A 22,989-nucleotide genomic window follows, 5' to 3' on the forward strand; every position below is an offset into this window, starting at 1 on the left:
TTTAAAATTTTTCTTCTGTTTCTTGAATTCGGTGCGCAAAATACGATTTTTTTTCTGGAAACCTCAAAATTAATTTTTTGAAAACCTCAATCGCTTTTGGGTACAAGCCCTGTTCAATATAAATGTTCGCCAAAGTCTCTGTCACAAAGGTATATTGTTCTTCGGAACTCTTGCGCGCTTTGTTCTCCGTATTCAATGCATTCGGAGATGGCGGATGAATTTGAGGTTCTTCACGAATGAATTTTTCAATCACCTCATCCGATTTTTTCACTTGCGTGAATTCAACGGTCTTTTGTTTGACCGCATCACTTAATTTGTCTTCTGGATTTTGAAGATGGAAAATATTTTCGCGGATTTGCTGATCCAATAATGCAGCTTCCAATTTGCCGGAATCAAATTTCGAGGCAGGAGGTTTTGGCAAATGTGGACTCGCAAATGGCTGATAAGTTTCTGCATGTTCCAAACGTGTTTTGTGAAGCCACCATCTGAAACTGTAAGGCATCAGTTCATCATTGTACAAACTGATATCTTCCTTTTCGTCTTGCGCCAATTGGATTTCTGCAGAACCATTTTCTTTATGGTCTGTTAGTTCAAAATAATTTGAACTTCCTATTCCTTCTTGTATGAATTTCTCTAAAGCTTCGTCTTCTCTATCTTGATTTTCTGAAGAAAAATCTTCCGCTTCTTCGATTTCTGCGGGAGTTTCCAGAATTTCAATAACTTCTTCCTCTTGTTCGACAATAGTTTCAGCAATCGGTTCTTCTTTCGCTTTAGGCGTATGTTTTACTTCACTTTCGACAAACTCTTTTAACCAAGCAACCGAGGACGAATACAGCAATGTTTTTGACATGCCCTCCGCATTTCCTTCTAAGAATTGTTTTCGCTGGTAAGACAACTGCAAAGGCTGTGAATACGCATATTTTTGCAACAAATGCAAAAAAGCGTCATGATCCACCTCCGCTGGATTTGCTAATGCCTGACGAAAAGATGCCTTTAGGAAGTCCTGATTAAAATTTGACATACGTAATTGTTTACCAGTTTGCAAAAGCTCTATTGTAAATATCTTCGGTGAGCATCTTGATAATATCGAGATTCAACTGTGCTTCCTGCGCTTGAATGTCACCAGAAAATTCTTTAAATTGAGTAAATGACTGTTCAAAATCACTTTCTCCCGTTTGATCGATCCGGTTTGTGTATTTAACTTTTACCGTGATGCTCAATCTGTTTAATGCTGCACGGTCCGTCGTTGCATCTACTGCAGCAGGAGCAATCACATAATTTGTAATTACGCCTTCGAAAATAGCGTCGCCGTCTTGAGAGACTTGACTTAATCTGGATTGTGTACGAATACGCTCTTTTAAACCCTCTGTAAAATTCTGAGCCAAGGTGTTGAATACCATCGGTGCGATGTTCTCAAAATACAAAACCGTAACGGTTTTCATATTATCGGGAATAGTACCGCCACTCAAACTATAGGAAACGCCACAGCCTTGAAACAGAAAACTCGTGCTACCAATAAAAATAAAGTAGAGTGCTATAGACTTTAATTTTCTCATTCTAATCTTACTAATCTAAATTTAAGTCTTTAATTTTTCTATACAAAGTCCGTTCTGAAATACCCAACTCCTGAGCAGCGGATTTCCGTTTTCCTTTGTGTTTTTTCAATGCCTTTTTAATCAAATCAGATTCTTTCTCCACTAAAGACAAAGACTCTTCAACTTCTTCCGCATCTTGCGTATCGTAAGACAAATAATCCGAATTATCGGAATTGTTATTAGATGGATTGCGAATCGTTAATGTCGGTGAAGAATTCATGGACTCATCACCCAGCAAATTTCCAGATGAAGGACGAACTTCTTGATACAATTGATTGATGTAGGGAGAATTTTCTTCAAACGTATTGTTGTTTACGCCGTTTTGAATTAATTCAACCACTAATTTTTTCAAATCGCCCATATCCTTTTTCATGTCAAAAAGAACTTTGTAGAGAATATCACGTTCTGAAAAATCTTCCTTCCCTCCATCCTTTACGAAAACAGGCAGGAAGTTTTTATTTTCTTTTGGCAAATAGTTCGCCAGTGTGTCGGCGTCTACTACACGCTCTGTTTCGAGAACAGCAATTTGCTCCGCAATATTTTTTAACTGGCGCACATTTCCTGGCCAAGAATAATTGGCTAATGCTTCTTGTGCATCCGGTGTTAATTGTATGCTCGGTGAGCGGTATTTGTCTGAAAAATCAACAATGAATTTTCTGAACAACAAATTAATATCTTCTTTACGTTCACGTAGCGAAGGAATTTTCAAGGGAACGGTATTCAAACGGTAATACAAGTCCTCGCGGAATTTTCCTTTAAGAACCGCATCAAATACATCGACGTTTGTTGCCGCGACTACCCGAACATTCGTTTTCTGAACTTTGGAAGAACCCACGCGAATGTATTCGCCAGACTCCAAGACACGCAATAAACGCGCTTGCGTACCCAAAGGCAATTCACCTACTTCATCCAGAAATATCGTTCCGCCATCAACCACTTCAAAATAACCTTTACGTGCTTCATGCGCACCGGTAAAAGACCCTTTTTCGTGCCCGAATAACTCAGAATCAATTGTTCCTTCAGGAATAGCTCCACAGTTTACCGCAATAAAAGGCCCGTGTTTTCGGGCGCTCAGCTGATGAATGATGTGTGAAAAAACTTCTTTACCAGAACCGCTTTCACCTTGTATCAAAACCGAAATATCCGTCGGCGCTACCTGTCGGGCAATATCAATCGCTCGATTAAGCAAGGGAGAATTCCCAATAATACCAAACCTATTTTTTATATCTTGATTGTCCACAGTAATCCGAATTAATTAATCTACTATTCGACCTTTTAATGTTGCTGATGTGCAAGATTCACCTAAAACTTGTACATAGTCTCCCACTTTATACCTAGGGTCCACAGGAAAAACAACCATTGTATTTTGGTCATTGCGGCCGCAATAATCGAAATCCGAACGCTTTGAGAAACCTTCGATTAAGACTTTCTGGGTCTTGCCGACGTAATTTTGCAAACGAAGCAAACTGTGCTCCCTTTGTTTGTCAACGACTTCAGTCAAGCGGCGTTTTTTTACTTCTTCCGGAATATCATCTGCGTAACGTTTTGCAGCCAATGTTCCTGGTCTTTCTGAATAGGCAAACATGTATGCAAAATCATATTGGACAAAGTCCATCATCGACAAGGTTTCCTGATGCTCTTCTTCAGTTTCCGTACAGAATCCAGTAATCACATCGGTAGAAATGCTGCAGGTCGGAAGTATCCTACGAATTGCTTCTACACGCTCCATGTACCATTCTCTGTCATAGGTTCTGTTCATCAAATCCAAAACTCTTGAATTTCCAGATTGAACCGGCAGGTGGATGTAGTTACAGATGTTCTCATAACTCGCCATCGTATGCAATACTTCATCCGTAATATCTTTCGGATGTGAGGTTGAAAAACGCACGCGCAATTCAGGACTTACTTTGGCAACCATTTCCAGCAATTGAGCGAAATTGATTATCGATGCGTCTTCCTCTTTGCCGATTTTATATTTGTAGGAGTCAACATTTTGACCTAAAAGCGTTACTTCTTTATATCCTCTATTGAATAAATCTTCAGCTTCTTTGACAATAGATTCCGCATCGCGGCTACGTTCTCTCCCTCTCGTGAAAGGAACAACACAGAACGAACACATGTTATCACAGCCACGCATAATCGAAATAAACGCAGAGATTCCATTTGAATTTAATCGAACTGGACTGATGTCTGCATAGGTTTCTTCGCGGGAAAGCAACACATTCACTGCCTTGTTTCCATCGTCAACTTTGTTGATTAGATTCGGAAGGTCACGATAAGCATCCGGACCAACAACAACATCAACTAGTTTTTCTTCTTCTAAAAATTTAGATTTCAAACGCTCGGCCATACAACCTAAAACTCCGACGATCATTCCCGGATTTTTAGCTTTTGCATGTTCGAATTCTTTCAGTCGATTACGAACGCGAACTTCCGCATTTTCACGGATTGAACAGGTATTAATAAAGACAACATCTGCCTCTTTATAATCGCGTGTCGTTTCGAATCCATTATCTACCAAAATGGACGCGACAATCTCGCTATCAGAAAAATTCATTTGACAACCATAACTCTCGATATATAATTTCCTGCCGGTAGAATTACCTGTAGGAATTAAATCCAAAGCCTCGCCTTGGCGGCTTTCATCGTGCGTTTTTGTTGTATGTGATAACTCTAACATAATCTATTTTCAAAGATTACAAAGTTAATAATAAATTTTAAGAAAGAATGACAGTTTGTCAGAACGGGATAATATTAATACAAAATAAACAATGCGCCTAAATCCTGAGATTTAGACGCATTTTATTAAAATTATAAAACTAAATGATTGATTTGTTAAAGGTTTTCTTTCACCTATTATTTCCCCAACTTATCGAATAATTGCTTCATAAAATAACCGCCCACAACGGAACGCGCTTTGAAATTCATCATTTTTCCAGAATGCGTATCATGCCAATCACTTATCGCAACACGGGAAGTCGTTTCATTCGCATATTGATACATCGGCTTCACAAATTTTAGAAAATCTTCATCACTGTCGGTCAAACATGCTGACCATAACACCCAATCCGATTTGGTATATGTTTCTCTAGAATCTAATGGCAATCCATATTTATTTTGTTTCGTTAAATAAAAATTCACCTCAGTTTCATAAATATCTTTTGGGAAAATATTTAAGTCAAAAAGTTTATCCCAAACTAAATTATATTTCTGGCTCCAAGAACCTTCTTTATCGAAAGCTAGTTTGTAGTGGTCTTGATTGAATGCTAACTTTTTCCATTCTAGCGCCATTTCTTTGGCAAGGTTAGTATATTTCGTAGCTGTCGCTTGATCGCCTTTCAATTCGGCCATTTTACCATATCCAGCAATTCCCATAATTGCTTTGATGGACAAATTTGCATTGTGGGCCAAATGTCCAGCAAAATCATCTGTACACAATTGGTTTTCAGGATCCAACCCATTCTCGACCAAATAATTTGCCCAAATGGTCAATGTTTCCCAATGCTTGTCTGCATACTTTGTGTTTTTTTCCAAGATACTGATGGCTGTCGTCAACAACAACATATTTCCAGCTTCTTCAATCGGCATATCTTCGCCATACAATTGTCCATTCGCAACTGGATAAGTTCCCAAATCATGCGCCGGATATGGCTTATTCCAGCGTCCGCTTTCACTGTAGTAAAAAATTCCAGTTAGCATTCCTTTCAGCAAATCTGGATTATAAATTAAATACAGCGGAGCTGAAGGATAGGTAATATCGACTGTATTGATACAGCCATTGCTGTGATTTTCTTTCGAAAGAAACAATAGATTTCCTTGATCGTCCTGAATCAACTTATGAGCAGAAATTGATTGCCTATATGCCAAAGCACATAATTCCGCATACTCTTTCCCACCCGCTTTCGTTGCATCTTGGAATAATTGTGCGTCAAAAGCTTTTGCCTTTTTCATCGTCGACGCATAGTTTGAATAAGCTTTTTCAAAAGCATCGGTCATCGAGACTTTACCATCGTGTTTCCAATACGCAGTTTTACGTTTGTAGAAATATTCAATGGCAAACTCATCATCATAACCAATCATCAGAAAGTCGCCCTTTCCTTCTGTCCCGACCGATTTCAATTCGTGGCTGTATGCTAAAGCAGTTCGTTGATTCGGAATAGTTTCAATGCCTGTTTTAGTTGCAGTGCCAGAAGCAATGACCCCACTTTTTTGGAACTGATCTTTCAGATCAAAATAATTTCCAAAGCTGATCACTTTATCTTTTTGTTTCGGAGAGGAAAGATATGCATATCCCCAATCAATCCGCACACCATCACCTACTCGCTTTGTGTAGGGCTGATCAACGGTGCCGGTCTTGACATAGCTAAAATTATTTTTCTCAAATTTTTCGGTAACGATTGGCTGTGTATTATCATTAACTGCCAATTCTGGTGTAGTTTCGAAATACACCTGAACATCATGCTGTTTTTTGTCCAACGATTTTACCTGATACGAAATGTAAGAAATCGGAGTAGAAATCAAATCCAAATCGTCCAATAATAACGGTGAAGTAAAGACTAAATTCACTTCTACGGGACCACAAGTAAATGTATAATAACTTTGAGTCGGCATCACATTCACTGAAGTTTGTTTCGCTAATTCGAAGTCCTGAACGCCTTTTTCCTGCTTATACAATCCAAAATCTACATAAGCACCGCCAGCACGATTTTCGCAGTGTACTGCAATGACATTTTTCCCTGGCTTCAACAATTTCTTTGCTTCCTCAGTTAATGTCCAAGTCAAATTATCATTCCAAGAATAGTCTGTTTTTAATAATTCTTTACCGTTAAGATACAATGTAAAAACATCATCATGTGAGTATTTTAAAATGTAGTTTGCTTCTTTATCGATGTCGCTTAATTCGAAACTTCTTCGGATCCAGATATTCTTGGAATCCCAGTTAGTTTGCACATTTTTCGTGCCTTTTGTTCCGAACGATGCTTTGCCCTTTTTCCACGAAGCATCATTGAAGTCAAGACTTGTCCATGAACTTGCTGGTTTCGTTTCTGTATACTGCGCATTCCACTTTTCTGCATCGCTCATCGGGATAACTGTCGCCAAATTAGGCTCATTTTTTCCTAAAAACCGATACGATTTCCCATCTACTCGAATCGCGCCAAATAAAGGATGTTTTGTTCCTGTCCAATGTTCTGTAGCTCCTTCAGTCAGTTCATTGTAAGGCGACCATATCGAAAAATAGGGATCTGAAGTGACTAACGGAACTGCAGGCGACCTGAGCTCAGTCTGATAGCCAGAACGATACAAGTCTTGCCCATTAGCAAATGACAGCCATAAAAAAGTGGAAACTACTAGAAAAAAATATTTCATGGTTTAGAATTTGGTTTATTATGTAATTGATTGTTCAGCAAGATTTTTTGCTAAAACGATTTAAATATAGAAAATATTCAGTTGTAATCAAAAACTTCTTAATCCAAATATGCCATTGGCATTTTTCTGCAAGCTCCAACAAACGAAAAAACGCCTCCCAAAATTGGGAGGCGTTTTACTATAGCAATCAAAAATAAAATCTAGTTTGCGCCAGCTTCTTTTTGAGCTTCTTTTTGCATTTCTTTACTCGCTACGATTACAATCTCTACGCGACGATTTTCTGCGCGGCCAGTTTCTGTATCATTTGAAGCAATTGGTTCTGAATAGTTTTTACCTTCAGTTTTAACACGGCTACCTGTCAATCCTTGAGAAACTGCAAAAGATTTAACTGCAGCTGCGCGTGAGTTTGATACTTTTTGGTTTGCAGAAAGCGTACCAACATTATCTGTATGTCCAATAACTAGAATATCTGTTCCTGGCTCTTTGTTTAAAGTCTCTACTAAGTTTGCAATGCTTTTTTGTGCTTCTGGTCTTAGCGTAGAACTATTAAAGTCAAATAAGATACCTTGATCAAATTTCACAATAATACCTTCGTCTGCTTTGATAACTTCAGCACCAGCCACTGTATTTTCAATCTCGCGAGCTTGTTTATCCATTTTATTACCGATCAGTGTACCTGCAGCACCACCAATAACAGCACCTGCAATAGCACCGATTGCAGTATTACCTGCTTTACCACCGATTAACGCACCAACTGCACCACCCGCTGCTGTACCCACAACAGCACCTTTAGTAGTATTGTTCGTATTTTGGATTGTTGAACAACTTCCAAACAACATTGCAGAAGTTGCTAATGTTAATCCATATACCGCGACTTTTTTATTCAATTTCATAATAATTTAATTTAGGTAGTAACGAATCAAAGCAAATGCCAAACTATCTTCTAAGAAAATTTTATTGTTTAAAACGTTAAAAATAAGAACATTAAAGAATAACTATCTTTCTTGCTCAGGAATCTCAAGCTTAGGTAACCGTTGTGGTTTCGGTCTTCCGTTCGCTTCCCATGAAGCAAAAGAGGTGTTGATGTATTTCATCAAATCGTATTGCCCCCAGTTTTGAATTGCCGTATAAGAAGGTCTATAATATTCCATAAAATCTTGCAAATCTTGGCCTTCCAGCTTAGTCAACTGCGTGACGATGGATTTATTGAATATGCGGTCTACTTTCGTTTGTTCCAATTCCAAATCCATATACCGCTCAAAACGCTTTGCATTCTTTGCTTCTTTTCCAAACAAGTTGTACAATGCTGTTGCTGGACTGCTTAAATAGGTTCCTACAGAATTCTTGCCACCATTGTAAATTCCTTTGCGCTCGTAATCGCGAAGTATGCTGTTCATTTCACCTTCTTTGGTGTTACGCGTGACAAGGACTGTCTCGATTTCGAGACCCGCTTGCATGTCAATCAGAATATCTTCAAGAGTCTGAATAACCGTTTTTACCGGTCCATAACCCACTTTACTGAAAGCTAAACTATCACCTACCGCAGCTTCAATCATAAACACACCATACACACTCGTTTGAACCATGCGCGAAGTCCGGAGATTCTTAACACTGACTTCAGCTAAGCGTGTGCTAGTACCTTTTTCCATGACCAAACCCGAAACATTGCTCGGTGTATATTGCGAATACGCATTCGAAACCATTAGTAAACAGATCGATAGCAATGTCCCCAGAAAATATTTTAGATAAATATTCATTAAATTAAAAGTAACAATACTTTTTGCAGTTAAGTGTTAAAAAACGATAAAATAAAGCGAATTAGGCTTTAAAAGGGTGAAAAACATAATTTGCTCCCTCGGGAACAACTACAAATAAACACATAAACTCATTAGGATCTTTATATTTTTTAATGAAAAAATCCTTACGGTCATCTTTAATCAATCCTCGGTCTAAAAACTCTTCCAAAGAACTTCCATAAATAGTCCACGCTGTGCCTAACTCTGCTTGATCCAAAATTTTCTCTCCCAAATTAACTTCTTGTTGCGAAGCAATAAAAATTGGAAAAGAGGTGTATTCTTCAGCAAGCATTTCGCCAGACACTTCTTTGATCGATTCCGAATAAAACTCCAAATCCTGCTTCAAACTTAAAAGCGGGCTTTTGGCCTTGTTTTCCCCATTATTTCCGGCAGCTTGTGCCGCAAGTAAATCTTGAAAATCCATTTGTTATTTCTTTAATTCCAATAAAACGACATTCTCAACATGTTGCGTATGCGGAAACATATCGACAGGTTTTATTTTTGTAACTGCATATTTTTCGGACATTAACTCCAAATCGCGTGCCTGAGTTGCCGCATTACAGCTTACATATACAATTTTAGGAGATTCCATTTCCAATAATCGGTTTACAACATCGACATGCATCCCCGCTCTTGGAGGATCCGTGATGACCACATCTGGATTGCCATGTTCAGCAATAAATGATGCATTCAACACATCCTTCATATCACCTGCATAGAATTTCGTGTTGGTAATATTATTGATTTCAGAATTCATTTTAGCATCTTCAATTGCCGTAGGCACATATTCAACACCAATCACTTCTTTCGCATTTTTTGCTACAAAATTGGCAATTGTTCCTGCTCCAGTATACAAATCATAAACTAATTCATCGCCTTTTAACTGTGCAAAATCACGTGTAATTTTATACAATTCATACGCTTGAGCTGAGTTTGTCTGATAAAATGATTTCGCTCCGACTTTAAATTGAAGGCCTTCCATTTCTTCGTAAATAAAATCGCGTCCATGAAATACTTCAATTTCCTGATCAAAAATCGTATCGTTTTTCTTCTGATTAATCACATACAGCAAAGAAGTAATCGAAGGGAATGAAGATTTCAAATGGTTCATCAGCAATTCGACCTGTCCTTCTTCCGGATAAGCGAAAACAACGATCACCATAACTTCACCAGTTGACGATGTACGGATGATGAGGTTACGAAGAACACCCTCATGCGCTCTCAAATCGTAAAAACTGAATGCATGCTGATCCGCAAATAATTTGACTGAATTGCGAATTGTATTGGAAGGATCTGCCTGTAGAAAACAGTGATCGATAGCCAAAATTTTATCAAAACGTCCAGGTACGTGAAAACCTAAAGCGTTCATATCTTCAGGGTTGATTTCTTCGTCAACGGATGTTAACCAGCGTTTATTTGAAAACGTGAATTCCAATTTATTGCGATAATAGGCCGTTTCTTTGGATGGCAAAATTGCATCCATGCCTGAAGTATCTATTTTGCCGATTCTCGACAAGGCGTTTTCAACCGATTTTTGTTTGTAAATCAATTGCGCATCGTACGACATGTGTTGCCATTTACATCCGCCGCAAACACCAAAATGAGGACAAAAAGGTTCAACCCGAAAAGCAGAAGATTCTTTTAAAGCAACAACTCTCGCTTCGCCAAAATTTTTCTTTTTGCGCATTAGCTCAACATCTACAACATCACCGGGAATCGCTTTATCGATAAATAAGACCAGTTCATCTTGTCTGCCCACTCCTTTGCCCTCTTCGGCAATATCAAAAATAGAAACGTCAGAAATAAACTTTTTATCTTGTGGAATTTTTCTTCTCATTGGGCACAAAAATAAGCTTTTAGCTAGAATAATTTAAAAAGTAATTTATTCAGGTACTTTAACTACAGTAAAGTCGCCTGAACTAAGTAGGGCAATATTTCTTTTTGGAAGGAAATAAAATTTTTGCGGACATCCGCATCCGAAACCGCTGTAAACGCAAAAGAGAAAACAATATTCTTGCTTGTTTTAATCAGGAACGTCAATTTCTCTTCTGGAATCGTAGCTCCGATTGTTTTATTTTGGATAAATGAACTCAACAAGAGAAATTCTAGATCATCTGAAAGAATCTTTAGATATTCTTGCGCGTTCGCTGATTCGCGGATAAATCCCCAGCCGACAAATTCATTACAAACTGTATAAGTCACTTTGCTTACACGCAAAATCGTATTGGCCAAAAAGGTTGGCAAATCTGCATTGTTAATGTTTTTATTCAGAATATCTTCTACATTTTCACGGATATAATCCATCAAAACGGCGTGGAGGATAAGTTCTTTGCTCGAAAAATGTTTGTAGAATGTTGCTTTGGCAATATTTGCTTGCTTAGCTAATTCATTGACACTTGTTTTATTGTATCCATACCTCCTAAACAAGTCTCGAGCTGCTTTCTTAATTGATAGTACGGTTTTATCAGAATCCATCTTTAATTTTGAACGTAATAAATACTACCAACTCTTGTCACGATATAAGGTTTTAAAGGACAAGTTGCATTTTTTGCAGGAGAACCATCAACGAGCAACCACTCTGCTCCCGAAACGGGATCTTGTATGGTATAGGCATCTTTTAGAATCACTTGATTTCTTTCCTCAGGATTCACTGTGCTGCAGCGATCGTAGGCAATAAAATTGTAATTGATGCCCGTCATGGAAGAACAACAAACAAGTATACCTGAAACGCCTCCGGCCAAAGTGGCTGAACCACCGACAACAAAGGCTTCAGGATTGCTCCCTTGGCTTAATTGTGAATAAACACTAACGCTTGGAACCACATTGCAACTCCCGTCTCCGCAAGAATTAAAGAAAATCAGCGAAGAAAAGAGCAATATATAGTTCAGTACTTTATTCATTAAATCAATTCAGATTCAAATTGAGACAGAAAGCGAACGTCGTTTTCAGAGAAAAGCCTCAAATCCCGAATTTCATACTTTAAATTCGTGATTCGCTCAATACCCATTCCGAAAGCAAATCCAGAATATTTCTTGCTGTCGATTCCACAGTTTTCCAATACGTTTGGATCGACCATACCACAGCCCAAAATTTCTACCCAGCCGGAATATTTACACAACTGACATCCTTTTCCTTTACAGATTGTACAGGAAATATCCATTTCTGCGCTAGGTTCTGTAAACGGGAAATAAGATGGACGGAAACGAACCTTCGTTCCTTCGCCGTATAATTCCTGCACAAAGTGATACAAGGTTTGCTTTAAATCAGCGAAAGAAACGTTTTCATCCACATACAAACCTTCTACCTGATGGAAGAAGCAGTGAGCGCGAGCTGAAATTGCTTCATTTCTGTATACTCTTCCTGGCATAATCGCACGAAAAGGCGGTTTGCCGGCTTCCATCAAACGAACTTGAACCGATGAGGTATGCGTTCGCAATGCAATATCATTCCCATCTTGTTTTTTGATGAAAAATGTATCTTGCATGTCGCGTGCGGGATGCTCTGGAGGGAAATTTAATGCGGAGAAATTATGCCAATCGTCTTCAATTTCTGGACCTTCGGCAACGATAAATCCCAATTTTTTAAAAATCTCTACAATTTCTTTGCGCACTAAAGACAAAGGATGTCTTGATCCTAATTTAAATCCTACGCCCGGCAATGTCAAATCACCATCAAAAGATGACTTTCCGCTTTGCTCAGCCGTAAATTGCTCTAAACTTTCTTGATATTTTTGTTCGGCAAGTTGCTTAAACTCATTAAGCACTTTTCCCAACACACGTTTCTCATCAGGAGAAACGGCTTTAAATTCTTCAAATAAATTTCGAATTATACCCTTAGTAACTAAAAATTTAAGGCGAAATTCTTCAACTTCTTGAGCAGAAGCTGGTGTAAACTGTTCTACTTCGACCGTATACTGCTTTAACTTTTCTTGCAACATAGCATCAAAGATACAGCAAAATATTAAAAACCAATATTTCGGAACTAAGATTGTCGCTAAAAAAGCTAAAAAGGAAGCGGATCCGAATCGTTGTTATTTTCTTTAAAGTCAACAGGAATATTCTTGTTTTCTTCGCTCACGACATCTTTATCTTCCTTCGCTTTCGTTTCGATATCTGAGCGTCTACCCAAAAGATTAAAAACATCAACAACAATTTCAGTTAAATAACGGCGTATGCCCTCTTTGTCTTCGTAGCTTCTGGTTCTCAATTTTCCCTCCAAGTAAACCTGCTTGCCCTTCGACAAATGCTTAAAAGCCGCTTCGGCCAAACCGCGCCACAGAACAATGTTGTGCCATTCGGTTTGCTCGATTCGCTTTCCATCTCTTGTGACCGTTTCAGTTGTCGCCAATGGAAAGTTCGCTACACTGATGTTGTTATCCAAATACCGGATTTCAGGATCTTTGCCTAAAAATCCTACCAAAATAACTTTATTAACCCCTGACATAATTCTATAATTAAGGTAATTTCTTAAATGTTTCTAAAAAAGTAAACATAAGTTTATGCATAGCTAATTTATCTAAATTTTCGGAATTATAAAACGCCCAATTGCTATTTTTTAGCACATTATTTTCGGGGTTGGTGATTCTATAGAATTTAGCATAAATATTCTGATGGCTAAGCACTTGCTTTACCATTCCATTTAGTTGTTCTATGATTGCTGAAGGAAAATTAAACTTAAATTCGTTGTGTTCAACTAATGCCGAAATTGACAGCTCTTCTTCCGTTTCAATCATTGGGAATTCATACATATTTGCCCAGATGTCGGAGTCATTTCGCTTGGCCATCAACAATTGACCATCTTCTTCAACAATAAAATAAGCAAAGAATCGATTTCTGCTTGGTTTCTTCTTTAGCTTGACCGGATAAGATTGTATAGAATTTGTTTGAAATGCACGACAATCCATTCTAAAAATACATTCTTCGCAAAGCGGATTTTTAGGTTTGCATAGCATAGCACCAAAATCCATGATTGCCTGGTTATAAGTGCCGGGATGCTTTTTGTCCAACAATTCATTGGCAATTTCAGAAAATTGCTTTTTCCCTGCCGTCGAATTGATTGGCGTATCGATAGCAAAATAACGCGACAATACCCGAAACACATTTCCATCCAAGACTGCATAAGCTGCATTCGAAGAAAAAGATGCAATTGCCGCAGCGGTGTATTCTCCAATACCCGTAAGTTTGATGACCTCCTCGTATTTTGTTGGAAACTTTCCATCAAAATCTGTCTGGATCTGACGAGCCGCTTTGTGCATATTGCGTGCACGAGAGTAATAGCCCAGACCCTGCCACAATTTTAAAAGCTCGCCTTCGTCCGCATTTGCAAAATCTTCGATTGTCGGAAAGTTTTCTAAAAAATTATGAAAATAAGGGGTGCCCTGTTCAATTCGAGTTTGCTGTAAAATGATTTCCGAAAGCCAAATAATGTAGGGATTTGTTGTGTTTCTCCAAGGCAATTCCCTCCCATTTTTAGCGTACCAAGAAATTAATTTGCTCGAAAATCCCATGCTACAAAGGTTATCATTTTTTTAGAAAATGGGGAATGTAAAAAATTGTTAAAAAAGTTAAATTGTCCACTTATCCGTTTTTATTGTGATAGATTTGCAAATTGTAAAATTGACTACTTAATTGATTTACACCATGTTTAAGAAAAAAACTTCAGTATTGATTCTAGACTCGGATGGCGCATCTTCTAAGAATATCCAAATCCCAACAGTCTTATTTCTACACTGGAAAAAAATACTTTTATCTGTCCTTGCGACGATAATCATCCTTATATTTTCAATATCATACTTCGTAAAACAGAAAACCTCAGAAGAATATACCGCGGTTTATACAAAAAAATTAATCGCCCTTCAAGAACAGAATAAACAGCTATCGTTAGAAGAATTAAACAGCAAGCAGACCGACGGCGAGGTCAAAAAATCGTTCAACGCAATCGATAGTACGCTGGATCGGATCAATGAGAAAATGAAAAAAAGAGGGCTGAAAACCATTAGCCTAAAAAACATGGGTGGGCCTGTCGAAGAAGATGAAGAAGATATCGTTGAACTCACAAATTATTATAAATCTTCGTTAAAGAATTTAGAGAAAAAACTAGACGGGATGCCGATTGGCGTTCCCCATAAAGGAAAAATAACTTCCCGATATGGCTACCGCAGAAATCCGTTCACTAACCGAGGACGTGAAATGCATTCGGGAGTTGATTTAAAAGGACGTACGGGAGACCCTGTTAAAGTTACAGCAAAAGGCGTAGTCGATTTTGCGGGCTACAAAGGCCAATATGGAAAATTAGTCGTTGTCAAGCATGCGAATGGATTTGAAACCCGTTACGCGCATTTATCAAAAGTAAAGGTCAAAAAAGGCCAGCGTATAGATGTGGGCGATTTGGTCGGCTTATTGGGAAATACGGGCCGTAGCACAGGCCCTCATTTGCATTACGAAATTCTGCATAACAATAAGAAGGTCAATCCGTCAAACTTTTTTACGTTTTAAATCGACCCAAAGGAAGATTAATGCTATAATTTTAGCATCTTACAATCCAATATGGAAAATACTTCTTTTGAAATTTCGACATTACATAGGGAAAAGTTTATTCTCTTGGTGTTAATTGGTATTTTTTTATCGGCTATTATCGCTTCTCAATTTAATCTTCCCGAGATTTACAAGATTATTATTTTATTGATTTGCCTTCCCCTGTTGCTTTTTTTATCCATTTTATTAAGTAAAAAACCAAGTATTTGGGAGCTGAATGACGAAAGCTTATCAATTAACTATTCTGATAAGTCAGAGTCATTCGAATTAAAAAATATTACCAAAATCCAGACAGGAACACGTTCTGGAGGAACATTGGTTACCATTCATAGCAAAGACAAAAAAGCCCCTAAGAGATACTGGAGCAATAAATTATTTCAAAAAGAGGATGATGTCAAACTCTTGATTTCGGCTCTTGAAGAACGAAATATCCGAATATTTCGACAATAGATTTTGTGCCTGAATATTCAATTTAGTATGTTTGGGCATGAGAATTCTTTATTTATTCCCCGCAATACTGCTATTTTTACTTACAAGTACACTTGTTAAAGCCCAACGTCCAGGTTATTGGCAACAAGCTGTGGATTATAAAATGGATATTGACATGAACGAAAAATCATATCAATACCAAGGCAAAATGGAGCTGAAGTATAGCAATAATTCCAATCAATCCTTAAAAAAAGTATATTTTCATCTTTACTTTAATGCGTTCCAACCTGGAAGCATGATGGATTATCGATTAAAAAACATTTCCGACCCGGATGCCCGAATGGTCATCAATCATGGAACGAAAGAGAAACCAAATTATCAAAGCAGGATTGAGCTTTTGAAAGAAGACCAAATCGGTTATCAGAAAATCAAAACATTGCAATACAACGGAGTTGATGCTCAATATAAAGTTGACGGAACAATTTTAGAGGTTACTTTACCTCAAGCTTTGGAAGCAGGGCAAACGGGAAACTTTATAGTAACTTGGGATGCGCAAGTTCCAGAGCAAATCAGAAGGTCTGGAAGAAATTCAAAAGAAGGCGTAGCTTTATCAATGGCGCAATGGTATCCAAAAATGGCGCATTTTGACGAATTTGGATGGCATTTAGATGAGTATATTGGTCGCGAATTTATTGCGCCCTTTGGAAATTTCGACGTGAAAATTCATATAAATAAAGATTTCGTCGTAGGCGCTTCCGGCATTTTACAGAATCCGAATGAAGTAAAAGGCTATCAAAAAAATGCGAAAATCAAACAGCACAAAGGAAAAGCGACATGGCATTATAAAGCTGAGAATATCCATGATTTCGTTTGGGCTTCTGACAGCAAATTCTTAGTCGATTCGGCTAAAAGTAAAGCCGGTATCAATGTTAATATTGTCTATCTTCCTAAGAATGATTCGACCATTAACAATTGGAAAACAGCTTTAGGATTGGCGACAGAATTTTTCGATTTCTGCGCGGATCGTTTCGGCCCTTACCCTTGGCCGAGCTATACCATTATTCAAGGTGGTGATGGCGGAATGGAATACGGAACCGCAACTTTAGTAACCGGTGGCCGGAATCTTAAAAGTTTGGTCAATGTGATTTTTCACGAAGCTGCGCATTCTTGGTACCAGCATTTGTTTGGAATCAATGAAACAGTCGATGAATGGTTTGATGAAGGTTTCACAAGCTATGTGGAGGAGCTAGGATTTCAAACACTTTTCGAAAAACGGGGAGCGATTGAAGCAAATCCGAGCATTGAAGCCTATCGATCGTACTACAAATTAGCGCTATCAGGTAAAGAAGAACCAGCAAGCTTATTGGCCGACTACTACAACAGCAACTATGCCTATAGCAATCAAGCTTACAACAAAGGGCAAGTATTGGTGGTTCAACTAGGCTATATTATCGGCGAAGAAAATCTAAAGAACACCTTTCTTGAATTCTACAAACAGTGGAAATTTAAACATCCAACTCCAAATGATTTCAAACGGATTGCAGAACAAGTTTCAGGAATTAATTTAAAATGGTATTTCAACTTGATGATTAATACAACACGCAAAGTCGATTATGCGATTGAAACGGTGACCGATACGGAAATCACTCTGGTTAATAAATCAGATTTTGCGATGCCTATCGATTTGTTGGTTGAATACGAAGATGGAACTAAGGAATTATTCTACATTCCGCTCCGCGAAATGCGCGCTGACAAACCTGCTGAAGAGTTGAAAGTATATGCTGGAGCAAAACGAACTGTTCTGGAAGATTGGTTCTGGACAAAGCCTAGCTACGAAATCAAACTAGATAAAAAGCCCGCTAAGGTAACAATCGATCCTTCTTTGAGATTGGCAGATGTTGAATCGTCAAACAATACTTTTCCCAAGAAATAGTTTTTAAAAAAAGATTTGAATAGCAGTATGATTAAAATTCTACTGCTATTTTTTTATGATTTTCATTCAGCTCCGCTGGATGTTTGCTTTAAAAATATCGTGGATTATAATAGGCTGTTCGAGGCCTTGCGTATGCACCAAACGACAATCCCAACGTAACTTCATGCGTTCCGTTAGACAATCCGCTCATTTTGCTCAGCATCGCATCATAGGAATAACCGATGCTTAATTTTTGCGAAACATGAAACTGAGCGATTCCCTGAAACGAATTTACTGCACTTAATTTACTAGCGGAATAATCGGAATACTCTCTGTTAAAAATACGGCTACGAGTTCGATAACCTGCACCTACCCAAAATTTGCCATCAAAAATAAACATTGCATTGAAATCAATAGTTGTTGGCCCTTCAAAATCATCTTTCACCAAAAGGCTCGGGCGCAAATGTAAACCCTGCTGTAGTTCGAATAAGCCTCCACCCATTACATATAGGCTAACATTGCGATACAAACTCTCTAAGCTATTTTCATTAAACCGATAATCGCTATTGCTATCGCTATTTGCGAATAAATCCTGAATAGATGCCCCAGCATACCATTTTGGCGTATAGTAATAAATTCCCAATCGAATATCCGGATTCCAAGTTGAGATCTTTCCATTCGGAAGAACTTGATCCCCAAAATCAACCGGATTTAATTTATTACCATCTAAACTATATTGTGTCACACCAGCAGCAATCCCCAAACTTAATCGCTGTGTGTCTTCATTATCAATTTGTAAGCGAAGTGCATAATTCGCATAAGCGGATGTAGCAGATTGCGCCCCCAATTGATCCGCCGTCACTTGAAAGCCGACAGCATGGCGTTTATCGACTTGATCCAAGACACCGTCTATGGATACGGAACCTGTTTTCGGAGCACCAGCCCATCCCGCCCATTGGCTGCGCAATCCCATTTGAGCAAACCATTGTTCCTTGTACCCGGTATAAGCCGGATTCACACTCATGGAGTTAAAAATGTATTGTGTAAACTGAATGCTCTGCTGTGCTTGTGTTCCTAAAGCCACAAACCCTAGCACAACTAATAAAGCATATTTTGTATATTTCATAAATATCATTTTGTTTCGCAACAATTGGGATTGTAATTTGCTGCAAAATACTAAAAAGGTTTTATCATTACTTAAAATTTGAACCGACAAAATAGAATTGCGTTTAAAAAGTTTTTTATGGTGTAATGAATCAAATTAAAATTCAGAATTTATATTTCTATTTTTGTCTTGCATGATGCCACAAATAAATCTAAAAAGTCCCATAACTTATCTGAAAGGCGTTGGTCCTATCAAAGCAGAAGTGCTTCAAAAGGAATTAGGACTTTTTACCATAGAAGATTTGATGGGTCATTATCCTTTTCGGTATATTGATAGGACGAAATTTCACAAAATCAATCAATTAAATCCAAATGACCTCGCGTTTTCGCAGGTTTTAGGACGTTTGATTTCTCTGCAGGAAGTCGGAGAAAAAAAAGCAAAGCGATTGGTCGCGGAATTTAGGGACGATACAGGTTCGATTGAATTGGTTTGGTTCCAGAGTTTGGCTTGGATTAAAAAGTCCTTGCAAATTGGTTCGGCTTACATCATTTTCGGTAAAGTTTCTGAATTTAACGGAAAACTTTCCATCACTCATCCGGAAATGGAATTGTTTCAAAAGAACAGCAAAACTACTGGGAATCTTTCCATGCAACCTGTTTATTCGTCCACAGAAAAGTTGAAGAAATTTAATTTGGATAGTAAGGGCATTATGCAATTGCAACTCAATGCACTGGAATTATTTGGGAAAAACCTTCAAGAAACCCTGCCGAAATACATTGTCCAAGAACACAAATTAATTTCGTATGCGGACGCATTATTGTCTATACATTTCCCAGAAAATCAGCTTGATTTAAATCAAGCCATTAAACGTTTGAAATTTGAAGAGCTTTTTTGGATTCAGTTGCGTATTTTAAACAACAAGCAGTTGAATACCCAAAAATATAAAGGACATCTATTCACGCAAGTGGGTGAAAAGTTCAATCATTTCTATTCAAATTTATTGCCATTTCCACTGACGAATGCTCAAAAAAGAGTGGTTAAAGAAGTACGGATGGACACAAATACGGGCGCACAGATGAATCGGTTGATTCAAGGTGATGTAGGCTCCGGCAAAACAGTAGTTGCTCTGATGAGCATGCTATTGGCTGTAGACAATGGCTTCCAAGCCTGTATGATGGCACCTACAGAAATCCTTGCGCAGCAACATTACGCCTCTATTCAGCATCTTATACCTGAAGATTTCTGTACCGTAAAACTACTAACGGGTTCGTCGACAACCAAGCAGCGCCGAGTGATTCATGAAGAGCTTGAAAATGGAAAACTTTCGATTTTAATCGGAACGCACGCCTTAATTGAAGATAAAGTAAAGTTCAAAAATATTGGTTTGGTGGTGATTGATGAACAACATCGCTTTGGTGTGGAGCAACGCTCCAAATTATGGCGAAAAAACGTTATTCCTCCCCACATGCTGGTGATGACGGCCACACCAATTCCAAGAACATTGGCTATGACGCTATATGGAGATTTGGATATTTCGATTATTGACGAAATGCCTGCCGGAAGAAAACCAATCAAAACGGTTCATTTTTTTGAAAGTTCGCGTTTGCGCATGTTCGGTTTTATGCGTGAGGAAATTGCCAAAGGCAGACAAGTTTATGTCGTTTATCCGTTGATTAAAGAAAGTGAAAAATTAGATTTATTGTATCTGGAAGCCGGCTTAGAATTTCTACAGCGCGAGTTTCCGTTGCCCGATTATTTCATAAGCATTGTTCATGGAAAAATGCCTGCCAAAGATAAAGATTTTGAGATGCAGCGTTTTATTAAAGGGCAGACTCAAATTATGGTCGCGACGACGGTTATTGAAGTTGGGGTGAATGTTCCAAATGCTTCTGTGATGATTATTGAGAATGCGGAACGATTTGGGCTTTCGCAATTGCATCAGTTGCGTGGACGTGTAGGTCGAGGTGCTGAGCAATCGTATTGCATATTGATGTCAGGCAATAAGCTGAGCAAAGAAGGCAAGAAACGTCTAAAAACAATGGTCGACACCAATGACGGCTTTGAAATTGCCGAGGTAGATTTGCAATTGCGCGGACCGGGAGACCTTTCGGGCACACAGCAGTCAGGCGTTCTGGAAATGAAAATCGCTAATTTAGCTTCCGACCAAGCCCTGCTTTCAGAAGCGAGACAAGCTGTTATTCATTTATTTGAAGTCGACCCAAACCTTTTGGCAACAAAAAATGTTCTATTAAAAGAATTTTTGAGCCAGCGCTCAGCAATTTCTTGGGATAAGATTTCTTAAGAAGTCTAATTTGCACGTAAACTTAAGCTTTTTCGTTTTTTAAAACCTTGCGAATTGTTGCCTAAACAGTTAACTTTGCAAAGTGAAATCCGTTAGACAAGTAATTGCTTATAAAAGATATTTCTTGGACTTCTACGAACAACAGACTGAAGCGGTTCAACGAAAAATCGAATGGACATTAATGCTTTTGCAAACTCTAGATCGAGTGCCATCTAAGTATTTTGAACATATTACTGGAACTCAAGGTCTTTACGAAATACGTGTTGAAGTTGGCGGAAATATTTTTAGAATTTTTGCTTTTTTCGACAAAAAACATTTGGTGATTTTGGGAAACGGTTTTCAAAAGAAAACTCAAAAAACGCCTAAACAAGAAATTGAACGGGCACTAAAAATAAAAGAGGAATATGAAAAATGTGAAAGAAAATAACATAACATCTCTTGACGAACTTATTGATAAAAAATACGGAAAAATAGGAGAACCCGAAAGAGAAACTTGGGAACATCAATTTGAAGCATTTCAATTAGGAGTTTTGCTCGAAGAAGCAAGATTAAAACTCGGACTCACACAAGAACAGCTTGCGGAAAAGTGTGGCACAAATAAATCCTATATCTCGAGAATAGAAAATAACGCAAGCGATATTAGGCTTTCTACCTTAATGAAAATAATTCAGACAGGTTTAGGAGGTAAATTAAAATTAACCTTAGAGATTTAAGGTTACAGCAAAGAAAAATTACATGGCAAAAGAAAAATCATATGATACGGCTATTAAGCCGGAAACTGCTGTTTTGGTTTCAGTCATTCCACAAGGTGTGTCGGAAATTAAAGCGCAGGAATATTTAGAAGAGTTACAATTTTTAGTTGAAACCGCTGGTGGCGTAACGAAAGGGATTTTCACACAAAAATTAACAAATCCGGATCGTGCAACTTTCGTGGGAACAGGAAAGCTGGAAGAAATCAAAGGCTTTATCGATGCCGAAGAAATTGATATGGTTGTTTTTGATGATGAACTGTCTCCTTCTCAGCTTCGGAATATCGAAAAGTTCTTTCAAGTAAAAGTCTTGGATCGTTCGAATTTGATTTTAGATATTTTTGCGAAGCATGCAAAAACAGCACAAGCAAAGACACAGGTTGAATTAGCACAATTGCAATACATGTTGCCCAGATTGACACGCTTGTGGACTCACTTAGAACGTCAACGAGGTGGTATAGGAATGCGCGGTCCAGGTGAGTCACAAATTGAATCAGACAGACGAATTATTTTGAATAAGATTACATTATTCAAAGAACGTTTGGATTTAATAGACAAACAAAATGAGACACAACGGAAAAATCGTGGAGAAATGATTCGAGTGGCTTTAGTTGGGTATACTAACGTTGGAAAATCGACGATTATGAATTTGATTTCTAAATCGGATGTATTGATTGAAAATAAATTATTCGCGACCTTAGACACTACTGTGCGTAAGGTAGTGATTGACAACTTGCCTTTCTTGCTCTCGGATACCGTCGGATTTATTCGAAAATTACCGCATCATTTAGTGGAGTGTTTTAAATCAACTTTGGACGAAGTCCGCGAAGCAGATGTATTGATTCATGTCGTTGATATATCGCATCCAAATTTTGAAGACCATATTCAGGCAGTAAATGAAACATTAAAAGATTTAGATGCGTTAGACAAACCGATAATTACAGTATTCAATAAAATCGATGCCTACAAAGCACCGATTGAAGAAACAGAAGATGGTGAAGAAATTAAAGTTACGTTGGAAGATTTTAAAAATTCTTGGATGGCAAAAAACTCTGATCCTGCTATTTTTATTTCTGCAACTGACAAAGTGAATGTTGAAGAATTTAAACAAAAATTGTATGATACGGTAGTAGAATTGCATAATGAGCGGTTTTCGTATTTGGGCTATAAGCTGTAAGCTTTAGGTCTATGTAAATAGCCT

22 protein-coding genes are annotated in these 22,989 nt (G+C 38.0%); 7 read left to right on the forward strand and 15 right to left on the reverse strand.

Annotated features, from left to right (window positions below; all coding sequences use genetic code 11):
• Position 1: 1 nt before the first annotated feature.
• The 14 genes from C4F49_RS01665 to mutY form a co-directional block, all read right to left on the reverse strand.
• Positions 2 to 1,021, reverse strand: coding sequence for a hypothetical protein (locus tag C4F49_RS01665; RefSeq protein ID WP_196934088.1), 1,020 nt, complete (start codon positions 1,019 to 1,021; stop codon positions 2 to 4).
• 10 nt (positions 1,022 to 1,031) lie between these two features.
• Positions 1,032 to 1,556 carry an LptE family protein gene (locus C4F49_RS01670; RefSeq protein ID WP_196934089.1) on the reverse strand — a complete coding sequence of 175 codons (525 nt, stop codon included), beginning with the start codon at positions 1,554 to 1,556 and terminating at the stop codon, positions 1,032 to 1,034.
• A 10-nt stretch (positions 1,557 to 1,566) separates the two neighbouring features.
• Positions 1,567 to 2,835 (reverse strand): sigma 54-interacting transcriptional regulator, encoded by a 1,269-nt coding sequence (locus tag C4F49_RS01675; RefSeq protein ID WP_196934090.1) that lies wholly within the window; start codon positions 2,833 to 2,835, stop codon positions 1,567 to 1,569.
• A 15-nt stretch (positions 2,836 to 2,850) separates the two neighbouring features.
• Entirely contained in the window at positions 2,851 to 4,275 is a 1,425-nt protein-coding gene (gene miaB, locus C4F49_RS01680) for a tRNA (N6-isopentenyl adenosine(37)-C2)-methylthiotransferase MiaB (protein ID WP_196934091.1), read from the reverse strand.
• Between the two features lie 176 nt (positions 4,276 to 4,451).
• Entirely contained in the window at positions 4,452 to 6,962 is a 2,511-nt protein-coding gene (locus C4F49_RS01685; protein ID WP_196934092.1) for a glutaminase family protein, read from the reverse strand.
• A gap of 200 nt (positions 6,963 to 7,162) precedes the next feature.
• Positions 7,163 to 7,855 carry a YiaD family glycine zipper/OmpA-like lipoprotein gene (locus C4F49_RS01690; protein WP_231388172.1) on the reverse strand — a complete coding sequence of 231 codons (693 nt, stop codon included), beginning with the start codon at positions 7,853 to 7,855 and terminating at the stop codon, positions 7,163 to 7,165.
• Between the two features lie 102 nt (positions 7,856 to 7,957).
• Complete coding sequence (locus C4F49_RS01695) at positions 7,958 to 8,719, reverse strand: hypothetical protein (protein ID WP_196934093.1); 762 nt, start codon at positions 8,717 to 8,719, stop codon at positions 7,958 to 7,960.
• A gap of 61 nt (positions 8,720 to 8,780) precedes the next feature.
• Positions 8,781 to 9,182, reverse strand: coding sequence for a hypothetical protein (locus C4F49_RS01700; RefSeq protein WP_196934094.1), 402 nt, complete (start codon positions 9,180 to 9,182; stop codon positions 8,781 to 8,783).
• A gap of 3 nt (positions 9,183 to 9,185) precedes the next feature.
• On the reverse strand, positions 9,186 to 10,595 hold the full coding sequence (rlmD, locus tag C4F49_RS01705; protein WP_196934095.1) for a 23S rRNA (uracil(1939)-C(5))-methyltransferase RlmD: 1,410 nt from the start codon (positions 10,593 to 10,595) through the stop codon (positions 9,186 to 9,188).
• 62 nt (positions 10,596 to 10,657) lie between these two features.
• Positions 10,658 to 11,233, reverse strand: a complete 576-nt coding sequence (locus C4F49_RS01710) for a TetR/AcrR family transcriptional regulator (RefSeq protein WP_196934096.1) — start codon at positions 11,231 to 11,233, stop codon at positions 10,658 to 10,660.
• A 2-nt stretch (positions 11,234 to 11,235) separates the two neighbouring features.
• Entirely contained in the window at positions 11,236 to 11,658 is a 423-nt protein-coding gene (locus tag C4F49_RS01715; protein WP_196934097.1) for a hypothetical protein, read from the reverse strand.
• A complete protein-coding gene (pheS, locus tag C4F49_RS01720; RefSeq protein ID WP_196934098.1) occupies positions 11,658 to 12,695 on the reverse strand; it encodes a phenylalanine--tRNA ligase subunit alpha in 1,038 nt (345 codons plus the stop codon). The genes C4F49_RS01715 and pheS overlap by 1 nt, the downstream gene beginning before the upstream one ends.
• 65 nt (positions 12,696 to 12,760) lie before the next feature.
• Complete coding sequence (locus tag C4F49_RS01725; RefSeq protein WP_196934099.1) at positions 12,761 to 13,201, reverse strand: single-stranded DNA-binding protein; 441 nt, start codon at positions 13,199 to 13,201, stop codon at positions 12,761 to 12,763.
• A 10-nt stretch (positions 13,202 to 13,211) separates the two neighbouring features.
• A complete protein-coding gene (gene mutY, locus C4F49_RS01730; protein WP_196934100.1) occupies positions 13,212 to 14,264 on the reverse strand; it encodes an A/G-specific adenine glycosylase in 1,053 nt (350 codons plus the stop codon).
• A 133-nt stretch (positions 14,265 to 14,397) separates the two neighbouring features.
• Here mutY and C4F49_RS01735 point away from each other — a divergent pair, with 133 nt between their 5' ends.
• Genes C4F49_RS01735 through C4F49_RS01745 form a run of 3 tightly spaced genes read left to right on the forward strand, consistent with a single transcriptional unit; the run spans position 14,398 to position 17,653 of the window.
• Positions 14,398 to 15,252, forward strand: coding sequence for a M23 family metallopeptidase (locus C4F49_RS01735; RefSeq protein WP_196934101.1), 855 nt, complete (start codon positions 14,398 to 14,400; stop codon positions 15,250 to 15,252).
• Positions 15,253 to 15,303: 51 nt separating this feature from the next.
• A complete protein-coding gene (locus C4F49_RS01740; protein ID WP_196934102.1) occupies positions 15,304 to 15,741 on the forward strand; it encodes a hypothetical protein in 438 nt (145 codons plus the stop codon).
• Positions 15,742 to 15,778: 37 nt separating this feature from the next.
• Positions 15,779 to 17,653, forward strand: a complete 1,875-nt coding sequence (locus C4F49_RS01745; RefSeq protein ID WP_196934103.1) for a M1 family metallopeptidase — start codon at positions 15,779 to 15,781, stop codon at positions 17,651 to 17,653.
• 88 nt (positions 17,654 to 17,741) lie between these two features.
• On the opposite strand, the gene C4F49_RS01750 is transcribed toward C4F49_RS01745, so the two are convergent.
• Positions 17,742 to 18,758 (reverse strand): PorP/SprF family type IX secretion system membrane protein, encoded by a 1,017-nt coding sequence (locus C4F49_RS01750; protein ID WP_196934104.1) that lies wholly within the window; start codon positions 18,756 to 18,758, stop codon positions 17,742 to 17,744.
• A gap of 175 nt (positions 18,759 to 18,933) precedes the next feature.
• Between C4F49_RS01750 and recG the strand changes: the two genes are divergently transcribed.
• From recG to hflX, 4 genes are all read left to right on the forward strand, one after another.
• Entirely contained in the window at positions 18,934 to 21,039 is a 2,106-nt protein-coding gene (gene recG, locus C4F49_RS01755) for an ATP-dependent DNA helicase RecG (RefSeq protein WP_196934398.1), read from the forward strand.
• A gap of 124 nt (positions 21,040 to 21,163) precedes the next feature.
• Entirely contained in the window at positions 21,164 to 21,466 is a 303-nt protein-coding gene (locus C4F49_RS01760) for a type II toxin-antitoxin system RelE/ParE family toxin (RefSeq protein WP_231388173.1), read from the forward strand.
• On the forward strand, positions 21,444 to 21,752 hold the full coding sequence (locus C4F49_RS01765) for a helix-turn-helix domain-containing protein (protein WP_196934106.1): 309 nt from the start codon (positions 21,444 to 21,446) through the stop codon (positions 21,750 to 21,752). The genes C4F49_RS01760 and C4F49_RS01765 overlap by 23 nt, the downstream gene beginning before the upstream one ends.
• Positions 21,753 to 21,774: 22 nt before the next feature.
• A complete protein-coding gene (hflX, locus tag C4F49_RS01770) occupies positions 21,775 to 22,965 on the forward strand; it encodes a GTPase HflX (protein WP_196934107.1) in 1,191 nt (396 codons plus the stop codon).
• Positions 22,966 to 22,989: the final 24 nt, after the last annotated feature.

The sequence above is a fragment of the Sphingobacterium hungaricum genome (assembly GCF_015210005.1).
In the GTDB taxonomy this organism is placed as follows: domain Bacteria; phylum Bacteroidota; class Bacteroidia; order Sphingobacteriales; family Sphingobacteriaceae; genus Sphingobacterium; species Sphingobacterium hungaricum.

Bases quoted from the DNA above. Each gene is read 5' to 3' on its own strand.
- C4F49_RS01665 (WP_196934088.1), bottom strand. From the start codon at position 1,021: ATGTCAAATTTTAATCAGGACTTCCTAAAGGCATCTTTTCGTCAGGCA.
- C4F49_RS01670 (WP_196934089.1), bottom strand. From the start codon at position 1,556: ATGAGAAAATTAAAGTCTATAGCACTCTACTTTATTTTTATTGGTAGC.
- miaB (WP_196934091.1), bottom strand. From the start codon at position 4,275: ATGTTAGAGTTATCACATACAACAAAAACGCACGATGAAAGCCGCCAA.
- C4F49_RS01685 (WP_196934092.1), bottom strand. From the start codon at position 6,962: ATGAAATATTTTTTTCTAGTAGTTTCCACTTTTTTATGGCTGTCATTT.
- C4F49_RS01690 (WP_231388172.1), bottom strand. From the start codon at position 7,855: ATGAAATTGAATAAAAAAGTCGCGGTATATGGATTAACATTAGCAACT.
- C4F49_RS01695 (WP_196934093.1), bottom strand. From the start codon at position 8,719: ATGAATATTTATCTAAAATATTTTCTGGGGACATTGCTATCGATCTGT.
- C4F49_RS01700 (WP_196934094.1), bottom strand. From the start codon at position 9,182: ATGGATTTTCAAGATTTACTTGCGGCACAAGCTGCCGGAAATAATGGG.
- rlmD (WP_196934095.1), bottom strand. From the start codon at position 10,595: ATGAGAAGAAAAATTCCACAAGATAAAAAGTTTATTTCTGACGTTTCT.
- C4F49_RS01710 (WP_196934096.1), bottom strand. From the start codon at position 11,233: ATGGATTCTGATAAAACCGTACTATCAATTAAGAAAGCAGCTCGAGAC.
- C4F49_RS01715 (WP_196934097.1), bottom strand. From the start codon at position 11,658: ATGAATAAAGTACTGAACTATATATTGCTCTTTTCTTCGCTGATTTTC.
- pheS (WP_196934098.1), bottom strand. From the start codon at position 12,695: ATGTTGCAAGAAAAGTTAAAGCAGTATACGGTCGAAGTAGAACAGTTT.
- C4F49_RS01725 (WP_196934099.1), bottom strand. From the start codon at position 13,201: ATGTCAGGGGTTAATAAAGTTATTTTGGTAGGATTTTTAGGCAAAGAT.
- mutY (WP_196934100.1), bottom strand. From the start codon at position 14,264: ATGGGATTTTCGAGCAAATTAATTTCTTGGTACGCTAAAAATGGGAGG.
- C4F49_RS01735 (WP_196934101.1), top strand. From the start codon at position 14,398: ATGTTTAAGAAAAAAACTTCAGTATTGATTCTAGACTCGGATGGCGCA.
- C4F49_RS01740 (WP_196934102.1), top strand. From the start codon at position 15,304: ATGGAAAATACTTCTTTTGAAATTTCGACATTACATAGGGAAAAGTTT.
- C4F49_RS01745 (WP_196934103.1), top strand. From the start codon at position 15,779: ATGAGAATTCTTTATTTATTCCCCGCAATACTGCTATTTTTACTTACA.
- C4F49_RS01750 (WP_196934104.1), bottom strand. From the start codon at position 18,758: ATGAAATATACAAAATATGCTTTATTAGTTGTGCTAGGGTTTGTGGCT.
- recG (WP_196934398.1), top strand. From the start codon at position 18,934: ATGCCACAAATAAATCTAAAAAGTCCCATAACTTATCTGAAAGGCGTT.
- C4F49_RS01765 (WP_196934106.1), top strand. From the start codon at position 21,444: ATGAAAAATGTGAAAGAAAATAACATAACATCTCTTGACGAACTTATT.
- hflX (WP_196934107.1), top strand. From the start codon at position 21,775: ATGGCAAAAGAAAAATCATATGATACGGCTATTAAGCCGGAAACTGCT.